This window comes from Xanthomonas hortorum, from assembly GCF_024339125.1.
GTDB lineage: Bacteria > Pseudomonadota > Gammaproteobacteria > Xanthomonadales > Xanthomonadaceae > Xanthomonas > Xanthomonas hortorum.
Genome location: NZ_CP101417.1, coordinates 1351572 through 1365907, shown reverse-complemented (window position 1 = coordinate 1365907; position 14336 = coordinate 1351572). Strand labels below are relative to the sequence as shown.

7 protein-coding genes and 1 other RNA gene are annotated in these 14336 nt (G+C 66.2%); 2 read left to right on the top strand and 6 right to left on the bottom strand.

The window, feature by feature from the left end:
- Positions 1 to 42 precede the first annotated feature (42 nt).
- The 3 genes from NMB96_RS05770 to NMB96_RS05760 all read right to left on the bottom strand — a co-directional run bounded on the left by NMB96_RS05770 (position 43) and on the right by NMB96_RS05760 (position 1312).
- Entirely contained in the window at positions 43 to 324 is a 282-nt protein-coding gene (locus tag NMB96_RS05770; protein ID WP_152025471.1) for a hypothetical protein, read from the bottom strand.
- Positions 325 to 722: 398 nt separating this feature from the next.
- Positions 723 to 798, bottom strand: a non-coding RNA gene (locus NMB96_RS05765) — sX9 sRNA.
- A gap of 169 nt (positions 799 to 967) precedes the next feature.
- Positions 968 to 1312 carry a hypothetical protein gene (locus NMB96_RS05760; RefSeq protein ID WP_023901967.1) on the bottom strand — a complete coding sequence of 115 codons (345 nt, stop codon included), beginning with the start codon at positions 1310 to 1312 and terminating at the stop codon, positions 968 to 970.
- Between the two features lie 285 nt (positions 1313 to 1597).
- On the opposite strand from NMB96_RS05760, the gene NMB96_RS05755 reads away from it, so the two are divergent.
- On the top strand, positions 1598 to 2488 hold the full coding sequence (locus NMB96_RS05755; protein WP_023901968.1) for a pirin family protein: 891 nt from the start codon (positions 1598 to 1600) through the stop codon (positions 2486 to 2488).
- Positions 2489 to 2744: 256 nt separating this feature from the next.
- Positions 2745 to 3359, top strand: coding sequence for an FMN-dependent NADH-azoreductase (locus NMB96_RS05750; RefSeq protein ID WP_043888795.1), 615 nt, complete (start codon positions 2745 to 2747; stop codon positions 3357 to 3359).
- Between the two features lie 256 nt (positions 3360 to 3615).
- Here the strand turns inward: NMB96_RS05750 and NMB96_RS05745 are convergent, their stop codons facing one another.
- The 3 genes from NMB96_RS05745 to NMB96_RS05735 form a co-directional block, all read right to left on the bottom strand.
- A complete protein-coding gene (locus NMB96_RS05745; protein ID WP_023901971.1) occupies positions 3616 to 4563 on the bottom strand; it encodes a LysR family transcriptional regulator in 948 nt (315 codons plus the stop codon).
- A gap of 823 nt (positions 4564 to 5386) precedes the next feature.
- On the bottom strand, positions 5387 to 5608 hold the full coding sequence (locus tag NMB96_RS05740) for a hypothetical protein (protein ID WP_006450685.1): 222 nt from the start codon (positions 5606 to 5608) through the stop codon (positions 5387 to 5389).
- Entirely contained in the window at positions 5605 to 14268 is an 8664-nt protein-coding gene (locus NMB96_RS05735; protein ID WP_425520906.1) for a glycoside hydrolase family 94 protein, read from the bottom strand. Before NMB96_RS05735 ends, NMB96_RS05740 begins: the two co-directional genes overlap by 4 nt.
- Positions 14269 to 14336 lie beyond the last annotated feature (68 nt).

The following is a 14336-nucleotide window of genomic DNA, read 5'->3' as shown; positions in this document are numbered from 1 at the left end:
TCTGTCCGGAACCTGTTTTGGCTGCAGATCGGTGGCGATAGTTCAGGTTTTTATCAGCATCGGTGCACTGGCGATTCGAATGCTTCGCTGCAATGCGCTGTCATCGGATAAAAAAAGATGCGTGATCGTCGGTGCAGGTGATGACCGCATATAACGCGCGGCGGTTGCATAAATGCCTGCATCGCACAGATGATCGACAGACAGTGCCGCCAGCCTGCGTGGCAGCCGACGCATCAGGCCATGTTTGCAATCGGTGCGCAGTGCGGCAGGTGTTGATCGGGCGAATGCGTGTCGAATGATCCTGACCAGCGATTGCCAAGACACGCGTCCAACACGGCCGTCACCGCATGCGCAGACGAGCTGCGTGCAGCGGGGTTGTCTGGCGTGCGCATCGTAAGCTTTGAGGGGCCGGACATCATGGTTTCCGAATGACCGCCAGACCGCGCCATGGAGGTGAGCAACTTGGAAATCGGCGAGACATTGCGCACCGCCAGCAGCGGCGATACCGAACCGCAACCTGTCTAGCGCACTCTGGACAACCGGTAATGATTATTCGTGTGCACATGCAATTGCGCGATGGTCTGGTGCCGTTATCGAGCATTGCGGTGTGGGCGCTGGAAAGCGGCCCGAGCGAAATAAGCCGCCACCATCGACAGCGATGTCACGGTGAGCGCAGATCTTGGCGGGATGGGTTGAGCAAGACGCTGGCGCTGACTAAGAGCGGCTAGCAAAACGTAGCGGGCAGTTGTCAGGTGTGCGTGGACGGCTCGGAGGAGCCGGAACGTAAAGGTGGTACATGCCGAATCCGAGCACCGGCCACGCGCGCCTGGCCGGTGCGCAGTAGTTTTGTTAGCCGCTCTAAGTGTTCTAGCACTGGACGCTGCACATGCAAGCAACCCTACATGTGCCCGTTCCGGTCGCTGTCATATGCACGGCAATGCGGATGCGCCTAAGGCAACGGCAACGCTCAGCCGCAATAAATCGCGGTGATGTTGTTGTTCGGGCCGGTCTCGACGGTGAGGTGATCGCCACCGCTGTCGCTGGCGCCCTGGGCCGGATCGGCCAGGCCGCTGGCGGTGGTGCCGCCGGTGGCGCGTTCGCCACGACGCACGCTGACCTGCAGGCTGTCGCTGTCCACGCGCGCACGTTCGATGGTCTGTGCCGCCGCGGCCAGGCCCACCGCGCCACGCACCTTGTCGATATGGCACTGGCCGGAAATGACCCCGTCGATGGGCTGCACCTGCACGAGCTGATTGGAGGCACAGGCCGAGAGCAGCAACACGGCAGCGAGCGGGGCGAGGGTGCGGATCATCGAGGAGCTCCAGCGGAAGAATGCCGCAAGCGTGAAGAAAGCGTTGTTGGCGTGGCATGAAGACTGCCGGCCGCACGCATCGCGATGCCAGGCGTGGCATGCCCTGCCGCGGTCCGGGACGCAGGGCTGAGGCCTTCTCGCGTGACGCCGATGGTTCAGTAGCTTGCGATTACTTCTAAATCTGGACGACTCCACTACAAATCTTCCGGCTAGTCGATCAATGGGCGCGTCTCTACTCTTTGCATCACCGGGGCAGCTTGCTCCACCACCACAAAGGGATCCGTCATGAACGCACAACTGGCCACCGTCTACGCCGACCAGCAGCCGCAGCGCGAGCCCGGCGTGCAGGCCATTAGCCCGCCGCGTCCGGTAGTGTTCCGCACCCGCGGCACCACCCGCGGTCCGATCACCCGGTTGATGAGCCCGGGCGACCTGGGCCAGTTGGTCAAGCCGTTTGTGTTCCTGGACCTGTTCACCGTCAAGCCGTCGATCGGCGGCGCGCCGATGGGCATGCACCCGCATTCGGGCATCGCCACGCTGACCTATCTGATGGAAGGCGAAGTCGGCTACGAAGACAGCACCGGCAAGCAGGGCACCCTGCCCACCGGCGGTGTGGAATGGATGCGCGCCGGCAATGGCGTCTGGCACGACGGTGTGCCGGTGGGCCAGTCCTCGGCCAAGGGCTTCCAGCTGTGGGTTGCGCTGCCGGCGGCCGAAGAAAACGCCCCGGCGCAGAGCCTGTATCTGTCGCCCGACGATGTGCCGGTGGCCGGCCCGGTGCGGGTGCTGCTGGGCCGCTACGGCGCGCTGGAAAGCAGGATCCCGGCACCGGCCGACATGACCTACCTGAGCGTGCAGCTGCAAGATGGCGAGCGCTGGCGCTATGTGCCGCCGGCCGGACACACCGTGGCCTGGATCGCGGTGCATGGCGGCCAGCTGGAAGCGGCCGAGACCATCGACAGTGGCCAGATGGCGGTGTTCAAGGATGCCGAGCAGGCGATCGAGGTGGTGTCGGTGGGTGCGAGCTCCTTCGTGCTGGGCTCGGCGGTCAAGCATCCGCATGAGCTGGTGATGGGCTACTACTCGGTGCACACCAGCAAGGCCGCACTGGCGCAAGGCGAGGCGGAGATCCGCCGCATCGGCGAGCAGTTGCGCGCTCAGGGCCGTCTGGCCTGAGTCTGCGGCGGGCGCTGCACACGCCCGCCCAGTGTTTTTCGCCTACGCCTTGTCTGCCTGCCTGCGCGATGCAGTACCGAGAAGCACTACAGCACCGACAAGCGCAACGCACACGCGCAGACCGGTAGCAGGGCAACCGGCAGCACACACCCATCAGCCTGTATTTCACCCGCCGACACGCACACGTGTGCGTGCTCGGTCGCATCTCCAACATCGTGGCAGTACCACGCACCCCCACACAATCAGAGGCTTCATCATGAAACTGCTCCATCTCGATTCCAGCATCCTCGGTGGTTATTCGGCCAGCCGTCAGCTTTCGGCGGCCACGGTCGCCAAGTTGCAGTCCGGCAACAGCGATGTCGCAGTGACTTACCGCGATCTGGCCGCCGAGCCGCTGGCGCATCTGTCCGGCGCGCATCTGGCGGCCCAGCAGAATCCCACCGGCGACCAGAGCCCGGCACTGGCGGCCGAACTGGCCACCAGTGCAACGGTGCTGCAGGAATTTCTGGACGCCGACACCGTGGTGATCGGTGTGGCGCTGTACAACTTCACCATCCCGACCCAGCTCAAGGCGTGGATCGATCGCGTGCTGGTGGCCGGCAAGACCTTCCGCTACAACGCGCAAGGCGTGCCCGAGGGGCTGGCCGGCAACAAGCGGGTGATTCTGCTGGTGGCACGTGGCGGCTTCTATGGCGCAGGCTCGCCGATGGCGTCGCTGGAGCATGCCGAAACCTACATGCGCACTGCGCTGGGCTTTGTCGGCGTGCACGCGCCGGAAGTGATCGTGGCCGAAGGCCTGGCCACTGGCGCAGACGCCCGCCAGGCGGGTATCGCCAGCGCCCAGCAGCAGATCGATGCGCTTGCTGCCTGAGTGGCGTCGCGGCTGAGGTGTGTCCAGCGGCATCACCTGTGCTGGCGAGCATGCCACCGGTTCGCCCGGTGCTGATCTTTCAAACGTGCCGAGACTGCATCGAGCGGACAGCGTGCCGCTTGATGCACTGCGTTGCCCGCGTGGCAGGGCGCCAACAGTGCTTCAAGGGATGTCGGCGCCACGCCGCGTGCGCGTGCTCAGCGCTGATGGTGCTTCGATGCGGGCGTTGCAACCGCCTTCCTCCGCAGCATGACAATCACCGCACGCCGGGTATCGCGGCGCTGTTTGCCAAGCCAGCCACCTCTTTGCATTCAGGCCCATTCAATCGCGTCGTCACGGCCCGGATAAACGCCGAGACCGCACGTGGCTGATGGTGTCGGCTCGGGTAGAGCGCGTACAGGCTCTGGCCCTTGCGTTGAAAATCCGGCAGCACCACGGTCAGGCGGCCTTCGTCGATATCCGGCCAGGTGAGTGCCTGCGGCAACAAGGCGATTCCGAGCCCGGCCACTGCCGCAAGTCGCAGCGCGCGGGCGGTAGTGGCGGCCATGCGCGCCTGCACCTGGACGTCTTCGGCAAGCCCGGATGGGCCGACCAGCGTCCAGGTGGCATAGCCGCTTGGATGCGGAAAACTGATGCAGTCGTGCTGCGGCAAGTCGTCCAGCCGCAACGGCCTGCCGCGCGCCTGCAGGTAGGCGGGGCTGGCCACCAGTACATCGTTGGTGTCGGCCAGGATCTGGCGGCCGACATAACCCAGGTCCGTCATCACACCGCCACGGAAGGCCACATCGATGCGCTCGGCGATCAGGTCGGCCTTGCCATCGCTGAGCACGAATTCCAGGCGCACGCGCGGATGCGCGGCGAGAAATTCGCCGACCCATTCGACGCGGAAAAAATCCAGAAAATCCGCTGGCGCCGCCACGCGCACCAAACCGGCTGCTTCATCGCCACCGGCCACCAGGCTCTGCCCGGCCGAGGTCAGCCCGTCTACCGCATCGGCGCAACGTTCAAAGAACGCTTGCCCGGCGTCGGTGAGGGTGAGCTTGCGGGTGGAGCGCTGCATCAGGCGCGTGTCCAGTTGCGCTTCCAGCTGCTGCACACGCCGGCTCACGCTGTTGGGTGCAGTGCCCAGCCTGCGCGCGGCTTCGGCAAAGCTGCCGCTACGCACGACCTGCACATACAACGCGATGTCATTGAGATCGATCACCGGCCGCCTTGGCGCGTGTAAACGCGGAGTCTAAGCGTGGCGACTGCGCGTCGTCGATCATGGCGGTGTCGGGTGCTGTCTGCGGTAACTTAGGTGCACCGGCAGTAAAGCGCCTCATGCGTTGCTGCCCCGCGCTCGGTTGACTTAGCTTTTTACGCTGCGTCTAACGAAGCCAAGTTGCAAAATCTTGCCTGCTCGGAAGTGGTGAAACGGTGGAGTGGGTCAGTCGTAGAGCATTGGTGCTGCTGGTTTGCTGCGGGGCCCTTGCCCGCCCACCCTCGCGGGACACGCCGCAAGTACGTCCGTGTAGGCTCTTACGCGGCATCCATGCCGCGTAAGGTCCCGCGACGGTGGGCGGGCAAGGACCAGTGGAGATGGTCGGTGTGCGTGGTGCAAGCGATGCATGACGTGCGGTGTTCGGATAACGCCGCAGCCGATCAGCTTCGCAACGCAAAACGCAACGCGACTACAGGGAGGCTTTCATCCAACCACCGACCAACTCCCTGGTGCGGTGTCCTCGCCGATTGCGGGACCGTGTGGCGGCATGGATGCCGCCACCGAGCCTACACGGATGTACTTGCGGCGTGTCCCGCGAGCGGCGAGGACGCCGCGCCCTCGACTAACTCAGCTGCAGCTTGGTTGCAGGGTCCTTGCCCGCTCACCATCGCGGGACACGCTGCAAGTACGTCCATGTAAGCTCTTCTGCGGCATCCATGCCGCATAAGGTCCCGCGACGGTGAGCGGGCAAGGACCAGTTGAGATGGTCGGTGGGCATGCTTTCAACAAAGCAACCTACAAACTCTCTGGTGCGGTGTCCGCGCGCTTATTGCGTGCGCGTCAGCCCGTGGCGATGCAGCAGCTGCCGCAGGCGACGCTGCACGCGCTGCAGATCGGCGTCGGCCGCCTCATCGAGAATGTCTTTGGCCAAGGCATCGAATTGCGGCCAGAACTGGCTGGGGTCGCGTACCCGCTGCGGCCACACCGACAACATCTTGCCCAGGTCGGAGAGCTGGTGATTGGTGTGGGTGCGTGTGCGCATGCTCATGTCGCGTCTCCCGGCCAGTCCAGGGCGACAGCGTGGACCGCACCGTCGTCAATCAGAGTGAAAGCAAGCTCGGCTTGCATCACCCCATCGATCTCCAGCCGGGCTTCGACACCGGGGCGCTGGGTGACGTCGATGACGTAGGTACTGCTGCCGAAGCGATAGCGCAGCTGGTACTCCGGCCAGCTGGCCGGGATGCACGGCACGATGTGCATGCGCTCGCCATGGCGTTGCAGGCCGAGCAGCGATTCGGTCAGCAGCCGATACATCCAGCCGGCCGCGCCGGTGTACCAGCTCCAGCCACCGCGGCCGGCGTGCGGCGCCACCGCATAGACATCGGCCGCCAGCACATAGGGTTCGGCCTTGTAGCGCTGCACGCCCGCCGCGTCGCGGGCGTGGTGGATCGGGTTGATCATGCTGGCCAGTTGCCAGGCCCGCGCGCTGTCGCCCAGATGCGCGAAGGCCATCGTCGCCCACACCGCGGCATGCGTGTACTGGCCGCCGTTCTCACGCACGCCGGGCACATAACCACGGATATAGCCGGGATCGTGTTCGGTGTGATCGAACGGCGGCACCAGCAGCTTGACGATGCCGGTCTCGGCATCCACCAGTTGCTGGCGCATCGCCTCCATCGCCTGTGCGCTGCGCGCCGGGTCCATCGCGCCGGACAACACTGCCCAACTCTGCGATAGCGAATCGATGCGGCATTCGTCCGAATCGCTCGAGCCCAGCGGTGTGCCGTCGTCGAACCAGGCACGCCGGTACCAGCGTCCATCCCAGGCATGCTGTTCCAGCGCAGTGCGCAAGGCGTGTGCATGCGCACGGCAGGTCGCTGCGAATGCGCCATCGTCGCGCTGCACCGCCACGTCTGCGAACCGCAGCAGTGTGTCGTAAAGGAAAAAGCCCAGCCACACGCTCTCGCCCTTGCCGTCCTTGCCGACCCGGTTCATCCCGTCGTTCCAGTCGCCGCTGCCGATCAGTGGCAGGCCGCGTTCGCCCAGGCGGGCCATGCCACGTTGCAGGGCGAGCACGCCGTGCGCGTACAGCGACTGCACGTTGCCGGTGATGTGCGGCAGGTCGTAATACGATTCTTCCTCGGGCTTGAGTGCGCGCCCGTCGATAAAGCTGACGCGCTCGTCGAGCACGCTGGCGTCGTTGGTGACGTCCAGATAGCGGCACAGCGCCTGCGGCAACCACAGAAAATCGTCCGAGCACTGCGTGCGCACACCGCGGTCTTGCGGCGGGTGCCACCAATGCTGCACATCGCCCTGCACGAACTGATGCGCGGCGCAGCGCAGCAGGTGGGCGCGGGTGAGCGCCGGCTGCGCGTGCACCATCGCCATGCTGTCCTGCAGCTGGTCGCGGAAGCCATACGCGCCACCGGACTGGTAATAGCCGCTGCGCGCCAGGAAGCGGCAGGCGATGGTCTGGTAGAGCAGCCAGCCATTGGCCAACAGGTCCACCGCCGGGTCGGGCGTGGTCACCTGCACGGTGCCCAGAATCTGCTGCCAGTGCGCGCGCACTGCCAGCAGTGCGGTGTGTGCTGCGGCAACGCCACGACTCTGGCGTGCCAGTGTCAGTGCACTCTCGCGGTCAACGGCTGCGCCCAGGCGGAAGACCGTTTCGAAGCTTTGTTCGGCTGCCAGCGTCACAGGGATCTGGATCGCCGCGCACGGGTCCAGGCCGGCACCCACGCGCCCGGACAAACGCTGCCGCGTGAGCGCGGCAGGTGCGGCCAGGCTGCCATTGCGCCCGAGGAACTCATTGCGGTCGGCGGTGATGCTGCGGTTGGGTGCATCGGCATCGAAGAACGCCACGCGCCCGTCGAACTCGGTGTTGTACGGGTTGCGCGCGGTGAGCACGCTGCTGCCCAAGTCGACTTCGCTGACCACATGCAGTTGCGAGCGCGTGCGGATATCGCCCAGCACCCATTCCACGTAGCCGGTGACGCTGAGCCGGCGTGGACGGCCCGAGAGATTCTTCAGCCGCAGATGGCTGAACTTGATCGGCCGCTCCACATCCACGAACACCCACAGCTCGCTGCCGATGCCGTGTTCGATATGGCTGTAGACGCTGTAGCCGAAGCCGTGGCGCACCGTGTAGCGGCCACTGCCGCGGCATGGCAGCGCCATCGGCGACCACACCTGCCCGGTGTCTTCGTCGCGCAGGTAGAACGCCTCGCTGGAGGCATCGCCGACCGGATCGTTATGCCAGGGCGTGAGCCGGAATTCGTGCGCGTTTTCGGCCCAACTATAGCCGGGGCTGCTGTCGCTGACCACGCTGCCGAACTGCGCATTGGCCATCACGTTGCACCACGGCGCTGGTGTTGCGACGCCTTCGTCCAGGGTGATGCGGTATTCGCGGCCGTCGGCGGCGAAGGCGCCCAGGCCGTTGTCGAACAGCATCGGCTCCTCGGCGGCGGCCTGCAGAGTCTTGTCCAGGTAGGCGGCATGCGTGCTGGCCAATTCATCGGCGCTGTCCGGTTGCCGGATCGGCTCCAGCAACGGCGGGTGCGCACGCGCGCTGGGGTGGCGCTGCAGTTGCGCATCCAGCGTGCCGTTGGCATCGCTCAGAATCGCCCGTGCCACGGTCTGCAGCAGCACGCGGTCTTCCTGCGAGATGTGCTCGATGGCGCGCACGAAGATACCGCCGGGGCGGTCGAGCACATTGGCCTCGGGATCGGCGGCGATCAGGCCCAGGATGGCGTCCTGCAATTGCTGGCGATAGCCGGCCTGGCTTTCGTTCCAGATCACCAGATCCGCACGCAGGCCTTTCAGGCGCCAGTACGCGTGCGCCTGCACCAGCTGGCGCACCAGGTCCAGATTGTCCGGGTCGGTGATGCGCAACAGCACGATCGGCAGGTCGCCGGAGATGGCATGACTCCACAGTGCCGACTGACCACGATGGTTGTGCAGCAACACCTCGTTGTCGGCGCGCAGTTGCGGGTCGACGAACAGCACGCGTGCGGCCAGCCGCTCGTAGAGCATGGCGTCTTCCAGCGAGGCGTTGATCTGCCGGCGGGTGACCTGGCTCTGGGTCAGCGCCAGATCGAACACCCGATCGGCCAGACGGCGGTCGCGGTATTTGTCGATCAAGGCGGTGCAGGCGGCACGTTGGGTGCCCACGCCGTAGACCATGTCCACCTGCGCCTGTTGATCCGGCGCCAGCGAGATGCGGCAGCGGATCGCCACGATCGGGTCCAGCACCGAGCCGGCGGTGCCGGACAAGCTGGCGTGCTCGCGCAAGGCCAGCGGATTGCGGGTGCTGCGCCCGCGCCCGACGAACGCAGCGCGGTCGGTCTCATAGGAGATCGTCGCCACATCGGCATCGTGCACCGCCACCAGATGCAGCATCCACGGCTGCGCTTCGTCGTGCCCACGCGGGCGGCGCGTGCACAACAGCGCCTGCTTGTCGGCCAGGATTTCGGTCTGCACGAACAGATTGCTGAAAGCCGGATGCGCCTCGTCGGCCTGCGCAGGTGCCAGCACCACTTCGGCATAAGTGGTGATTTCGATCACGCGCGTCTGCCGCGAACGGTTGCGGATGCGCAGCCGGCGCAGCTCCACATCGTCCTCGGCGGAAATGGCGATTTCCAGATGGCTGTCGTAGCGCTGGTGGCTGCCCTTGAACTCGGCCTTGGCGTCGGAAAAGATCGCTTCGTAACGCTCCACCGGCACGCAGGTCGGTTGATGCGCGGCCGACCACACCGCGCCGCTGTCCACATCGCGCAGATAGCAGAACGTGCCCCAGTGGTCGCGGGTGCCGTCTTCGCGCCAACGCGTCACCGCCAGGTCGCGCGCGCGGCTGTAGCCGCCACCGGCCGAGGTCAGCATGCCGTGGTAACGCCCGTTGGAGAGCAGTTGCAACGCCGGCTGCGGCAGGTTGGGGTCGCGATGGATGCGCAACGCCATACCCGCCTCGGTGGCCACCGGGCGTTCGGCTGCTTCGACCAGGCCTTTGACGTAGACGCCGGCACGCGGTGCGCGCTCCTGCAACAGCAATAACGTGGCCTGGAATTGCGGGTCGGCGACAAAGCGTTTTTGCATCGGCGCATCGCGCAATACGTGGTCCAGCGCCAGCAGCGCCATGCCCTGGTGATGCGACATGAACGAGCGCACCAGCGCGTGTTGTTCGCCACGCGGCACGCGCGAGGGCGTGTAGTCGATCGCTTCGTACAAGCCGAAACGCCCGTCGAATCCCAGCGCCTGCAGCTGCTGCAGATTGCGGCAGGCCGCATCCGGTTCGACCATCAGCGCCATCGCGCTGGCATACGGGGCGATCACCAGGTCTTGGCCCAGCCCGCGCTTGAGCCCGAGCCCGGGCACACCGAAGGCGCGGTACTGATAATTGCGCCGCGTATCGACCGTGTTGTAGCCCGATTCGGAGACGCCCCACGGCACCGCGCGCGCCGCGCCATAGCGGATCTGCGCCTGCACCGCGCCGCGCATCGAGCGGCTCAGCAGCGTCTGCGGGTAGCTGGGCATCACCAGATCGGGCATCAGGTATTCGAACATCGAGCCGCTCCACGACAGCAGCGTTGGCTCGGCACCGGTATCGGTGAGCGTGCGCCCGAGCGCGAACCAGCTCTCCTGCGGCAACTTGCCCTGGGCGATCGCCACGAAGATGCCTAAGCGTGCTTCGGAAGCGAGCAGATCGTAACGGCCGCTATCCAGACGATGGTCGTCGACGTTGTAGCCGATCGAGAGCAACTGCTGGGCGGGGCTATAGAGGAAGTCGTAGTCCATCTGCGCCAGTTGCCCGGCGATATGCGCAAGCCGTTGCAGCTCCAGCACGCGCTTGGCGGCCCAGGTCTGCACGCTCGGTGCGTGGCTGCCGTTGGCGAGCTGGCGCAGCGTGGCGACTGCAGCGCCAGGGGTTTGCGCCGCGTGCGGATCGGTACTGGCAAGCGCCGGTGCGCAATGGCCCACCTCGGCCAACGCCGCCTCGCAACTGCTCACCAGGCGTTGCGGCCACGGTTCCTCGTCCTCGCCACCGCTCGGCATCGAGGCCAGGATGGTGTGGCTCTGCGCCAGCAGCAGGCGCAGCGCTTCATCGGCCTGGTGCAGGGTTGGCGTGGGTTGGTTGCGGATCGCCTGCACGCTGTGCGTCATGGCGCTCAGTGCGGCGGTGGCGGCGTCGCTGCGCGGCTGCGCCTGCAGGGTGAGCACGCTCAGGGTGTCGGCCAGCCCATCGAACACCGCCATCGACACCGCCGGCGCATCCACCAGCGCCAGCAGCCCTTGCCGCAGCGTCAACAGATGCCCGACCAGGTTGCCGCTGTCGACGGTGGAGACGTAACGCGGCACCAGTGGCACCAGCGTTTCGGTGTCGTACCAGTTGTAGAAATGGCCGCGATAACGCGGCAGCGCTTCCAGCGTGGTCAGCGTATTGGCCACGCGGCCCATCACGCCGGCCACCGTCAGGTAGCCCAGATCGTAGGCGGCCAGATTGGCTAGCAGGCCCAGCCCGATATTGGTCGGCGAGGTGCGGTTGGCCACCACCGTGACCGGGTATTCCTGCACGTTGTCCGGCGGCAGCCAGTGGTGCTGCGCGGTGCAATGGCTTTCGAAAAACGCCCAGGTGCGCCGCGACAATCCGCCGAGGAAATCGCGTTGTTCCTGCGACAGCTGCGCCACCGGCGCGGCGGGCTGCCCGCCCAGCCAGGCCATCAGCCACGGCGCGCCCATCCATGCCAGCCCCAGCGGCAGCGCCGTCCACAACGCCAACGGCGACCACCATGCCACTGCGGCGATTACCAGCGCCGCACTGCAGGCGGCGCCGGCCATCAGCTGTTGTTCGGCATTGCCGCTGCGCGCGCTGCGCTCCACTTCGCTGGACGGTGCCCACTGCAGCAGGTGGCGCTGGGTGATCGACATCCGCACCAGCGTGCGCGCGATGGCCGCCAGCTGCAGCCCCGCCTCGAACGGCAGGCAGGCCAGCACCACGCCGGTGCGCAGCAGGTGCTGACGCAGCCCCATCCCAACCTGGCGCGCGTGATGACGCAACCCCAAACCCTCGGGCGGGTGCGCCAGCGCATACACCGCCGAACACAGACCCGGCAGCAGCCACAACACCAGCATCCATAGCGTCCAGCGCAATGGGGTGGGCGAGCACAGCCAGCCGATCAGCAACAATGCAAACGCCGCCGGTGCCACCAGGCTGCGGCGCAGGTTGTCCAGCAGCTTGCCGCGCGACAACCACGACAACGGATTGCGCGCGCGCCGGCCACCGCGGTCGGGTACCCACGGCAGCAGCCATGGCAGCAACTGCCAGTCGCCACGCACCCAGCGCGCGCGGCGCTTGGCATCGGTGGCGTAGCGCTGCGGATGGCGCTCGTACAGACGCACGTCGCTGAGCAACCCGGCGCGCACATAACAGCCTTCCAGCAGGTCATGGCTGAGCACGCGGTTATCGGGGAAGCGGCCGGCCAGCACCTGCTCGAAGGTGGCCACCGCATAGATGCCCTTGCCGATGAAGGAGCCTTCGCCGAACAGATCCTGGTACACGTCCGACACCACGCGGGTGTACGGGTCGATGCCCGGCTCGATGCCGAACATGCGCGCAAAGCGCGATTCGCCGCCCTCGCTCATGCCGGTGCCCAGGCCGGGCTGCAGGATGCCGTAACCGGCCTCGACGATCTGCCCGGCCGCATCCATGCGCGGCACATTCAACGGATGCGACATCGCCCCGACCAGCGCGCGTGCCGCATCGCGCGGCAGGTGGGTGTCGCTATCGAGCGTGATCACATAGCGCACCTGCACCAGCGCGGCGACATCGCCTTGCACCTGCAGGAATTCGTGGGCTGCCTGCAGCGGCGCATCGCCCGCGCACAACAGCCGGTTGAGCGCTTCCAGCTTGCCGCGCTTGCGCTCTGCGCCCATCCAGCAGCCTTCGCCCGCGTTCCACTGGCGTGCGCGATGCAGCAGGAAGAAGCGATCGCCGTGCGCATCGGCATAGGCCGTGTTGAGCCGGTCGATGTGTTGCGCCGCATGCGCCACCAATGCCATGTCGCCAGGCAACAGCGCTTGCGCGGCATCGAGAAAATCGGTGAGCAGCGCGAAGTACAGCTGTTCGTCGCGGTTGGCCAGGTAATGCACCTCTAACGCGTCGACCAGCTCGTCGATGGCCTCGGGGCTGGCCAGCATGCTCGGCATCACCACCAGCGTGCGGCAATCGGGTGGAATGCCCAGGCTCAGGTCCATGCGTGGCAACGGATGCGGGCGCACCCACAGCGTTGCCACCCAGTTGACCAGGGCGATGCCCAACTCGCTGGCGGCCAGCAGCGCGATGCCGGCGGTGATCCACCACAGCGCCGGCGGCAATGCGCTCACGCCCTGCAGCAATACACCGCTCCACACCACGGCGATCACGGCGATCGGCAGCAGGTACACCGGCAGCGCAACGCGTCGCGCGCGTGGGCGCGGTGGTTTCGGTGTGCCGGGTGCTGCTGGGTCGCGCAGCGCGCTACGCAGCAGCGGCAATCCCGTATCCACCAGGTAATAGCCCACGTGGCTGGCCACCGGTGCATCGGAGCCCGGCTGCGCGGCCAGGCGCAGGACGCACTCGGCCACCGCCGGCTCGTCGCGGTCCAGGCGCTGCGCCAGATGCTCCACCACATGCCGGTAGCTATCGCGGGTGTGGAAATCCATGCGTGCGTAGACATCGGCCGGATCTTTGCGCAGGATCTGCTCGACCACGCTCATGGCCTCGACGAAGTCGCGCCAATCCATCTGGTCCAGAAACCGCAGGCTGCCGATGCTGTTGCTGATCGCCACCTGTTCGGCCGCCTGGCGTTGGCTCTCGGCATGCACCAGGCCTTCCACACTGTGGCCTTCGCTTGCCAGCCACTGCTCCACCCAGGCGCTGGCCATCGACAACACCGGCCCGCGGCCCTGGATGCCGCGCGTCAACTCGGCCACGAACGCGCCGGTGGCCGGCGGCTGCGAGCGCGCCATATCGGCCACCACCACCACCACGTCCTTGGGTTGCGCCGCCGCCGTGGCGTTGAGCAACGCGGCCCAGTGTGCGGCCAGCCGGGTGTCGCGGCCATCGCGCATGATGTCTTCGGCAATGCGGCGCAGGTTGTCGATCAGCGCCAGCCGCAACATGATCGGAATCGCCCACAGCTCGCCGAGTTTGAGTGGCGCCACCTGTTGATAGGCTGCAATGAAACGGCTCAGCGTGATCGTATCCACGCGCCCGTCGCCATGCGCCACTACTTCCAGGCCCAGCTCGTAGACGCGCGGCAGGCCAACCGAGGTGGGCGTGCGCAGACGCGGCAATTGCCGGCTGTAACCGGGTGGAAGATGCTGACGCGCCAGGCGCATCTGTTCTTCGACCAGATAATAGTTGTCCAGCAACCACTCGCCGGCCGGATGCAGGCGCAAGCCATCGGCCGACATTTCGGTCAATCGCGCTGCGGCCGTGCCGAGTGCGCGTTCGTTGAACTTGAGTTGCGACAACAGCAGTTCGCGGGTTGGCCCGGTGTAGAGCACATGCGCCTGCGCCAGGCTGTGCCCCAGTGCCTCCATCTGCTCGTCGCCAAACAAGGCGGCGCCTTCAGGCACTGCATCCCGCACCGACGGATGCTGCAGGGTTGCTGCTGGTTGGGTAATCGACTGCCACCAGAGAGAGAACGCAGAAGCCTTCCGCTGTGGCGGCATGGAGACATAACCTGTGCAGCATAAGAGCCGCTAGAGGCGACGATCATGCGCGCTTGCCCTGTGTGGCA

Bases quoted from the DNA above. Each gene is read 5' to 3' on its own strand.
- NMB96_RS05750 (WP_043888795.1), top strand. From the start codon at position 2,745: ATGAAACTGCTCCATCTCGATTCCAGCATCCTCGGTGGTTATTCGGCC.
- NMB96_RS05735 (WP_425520906.1), bottom strand. From the start codon at position 14,268: ATGCCGCCACAGCGGAAGGCTTCTGCGTTCTCTCTCTGGTGGCAGTCG.
- NMB96_RS05740 (WP_006450685.1), bottom strand. From the start codon at position 5,608: ATGAGCATGCGCACACGCACCCACACCAATCACCAGCTCTCCGACCTG.
- NMB96_RS05755 (WP_023901968.1), top strand. From the start codon at position 1,598: ATGAACGCACAACTGGCCACCGTCTACGCCGACCAGCAGCCGCAGCGC.
- NMB96_RS05760 (WP_023901967.1), bottom strand. From the start codon at position 1,312: ATGATCCGCACCCTCGCCCCGCTCGCTGCCGTGTTGCTGCTCTCGGCC.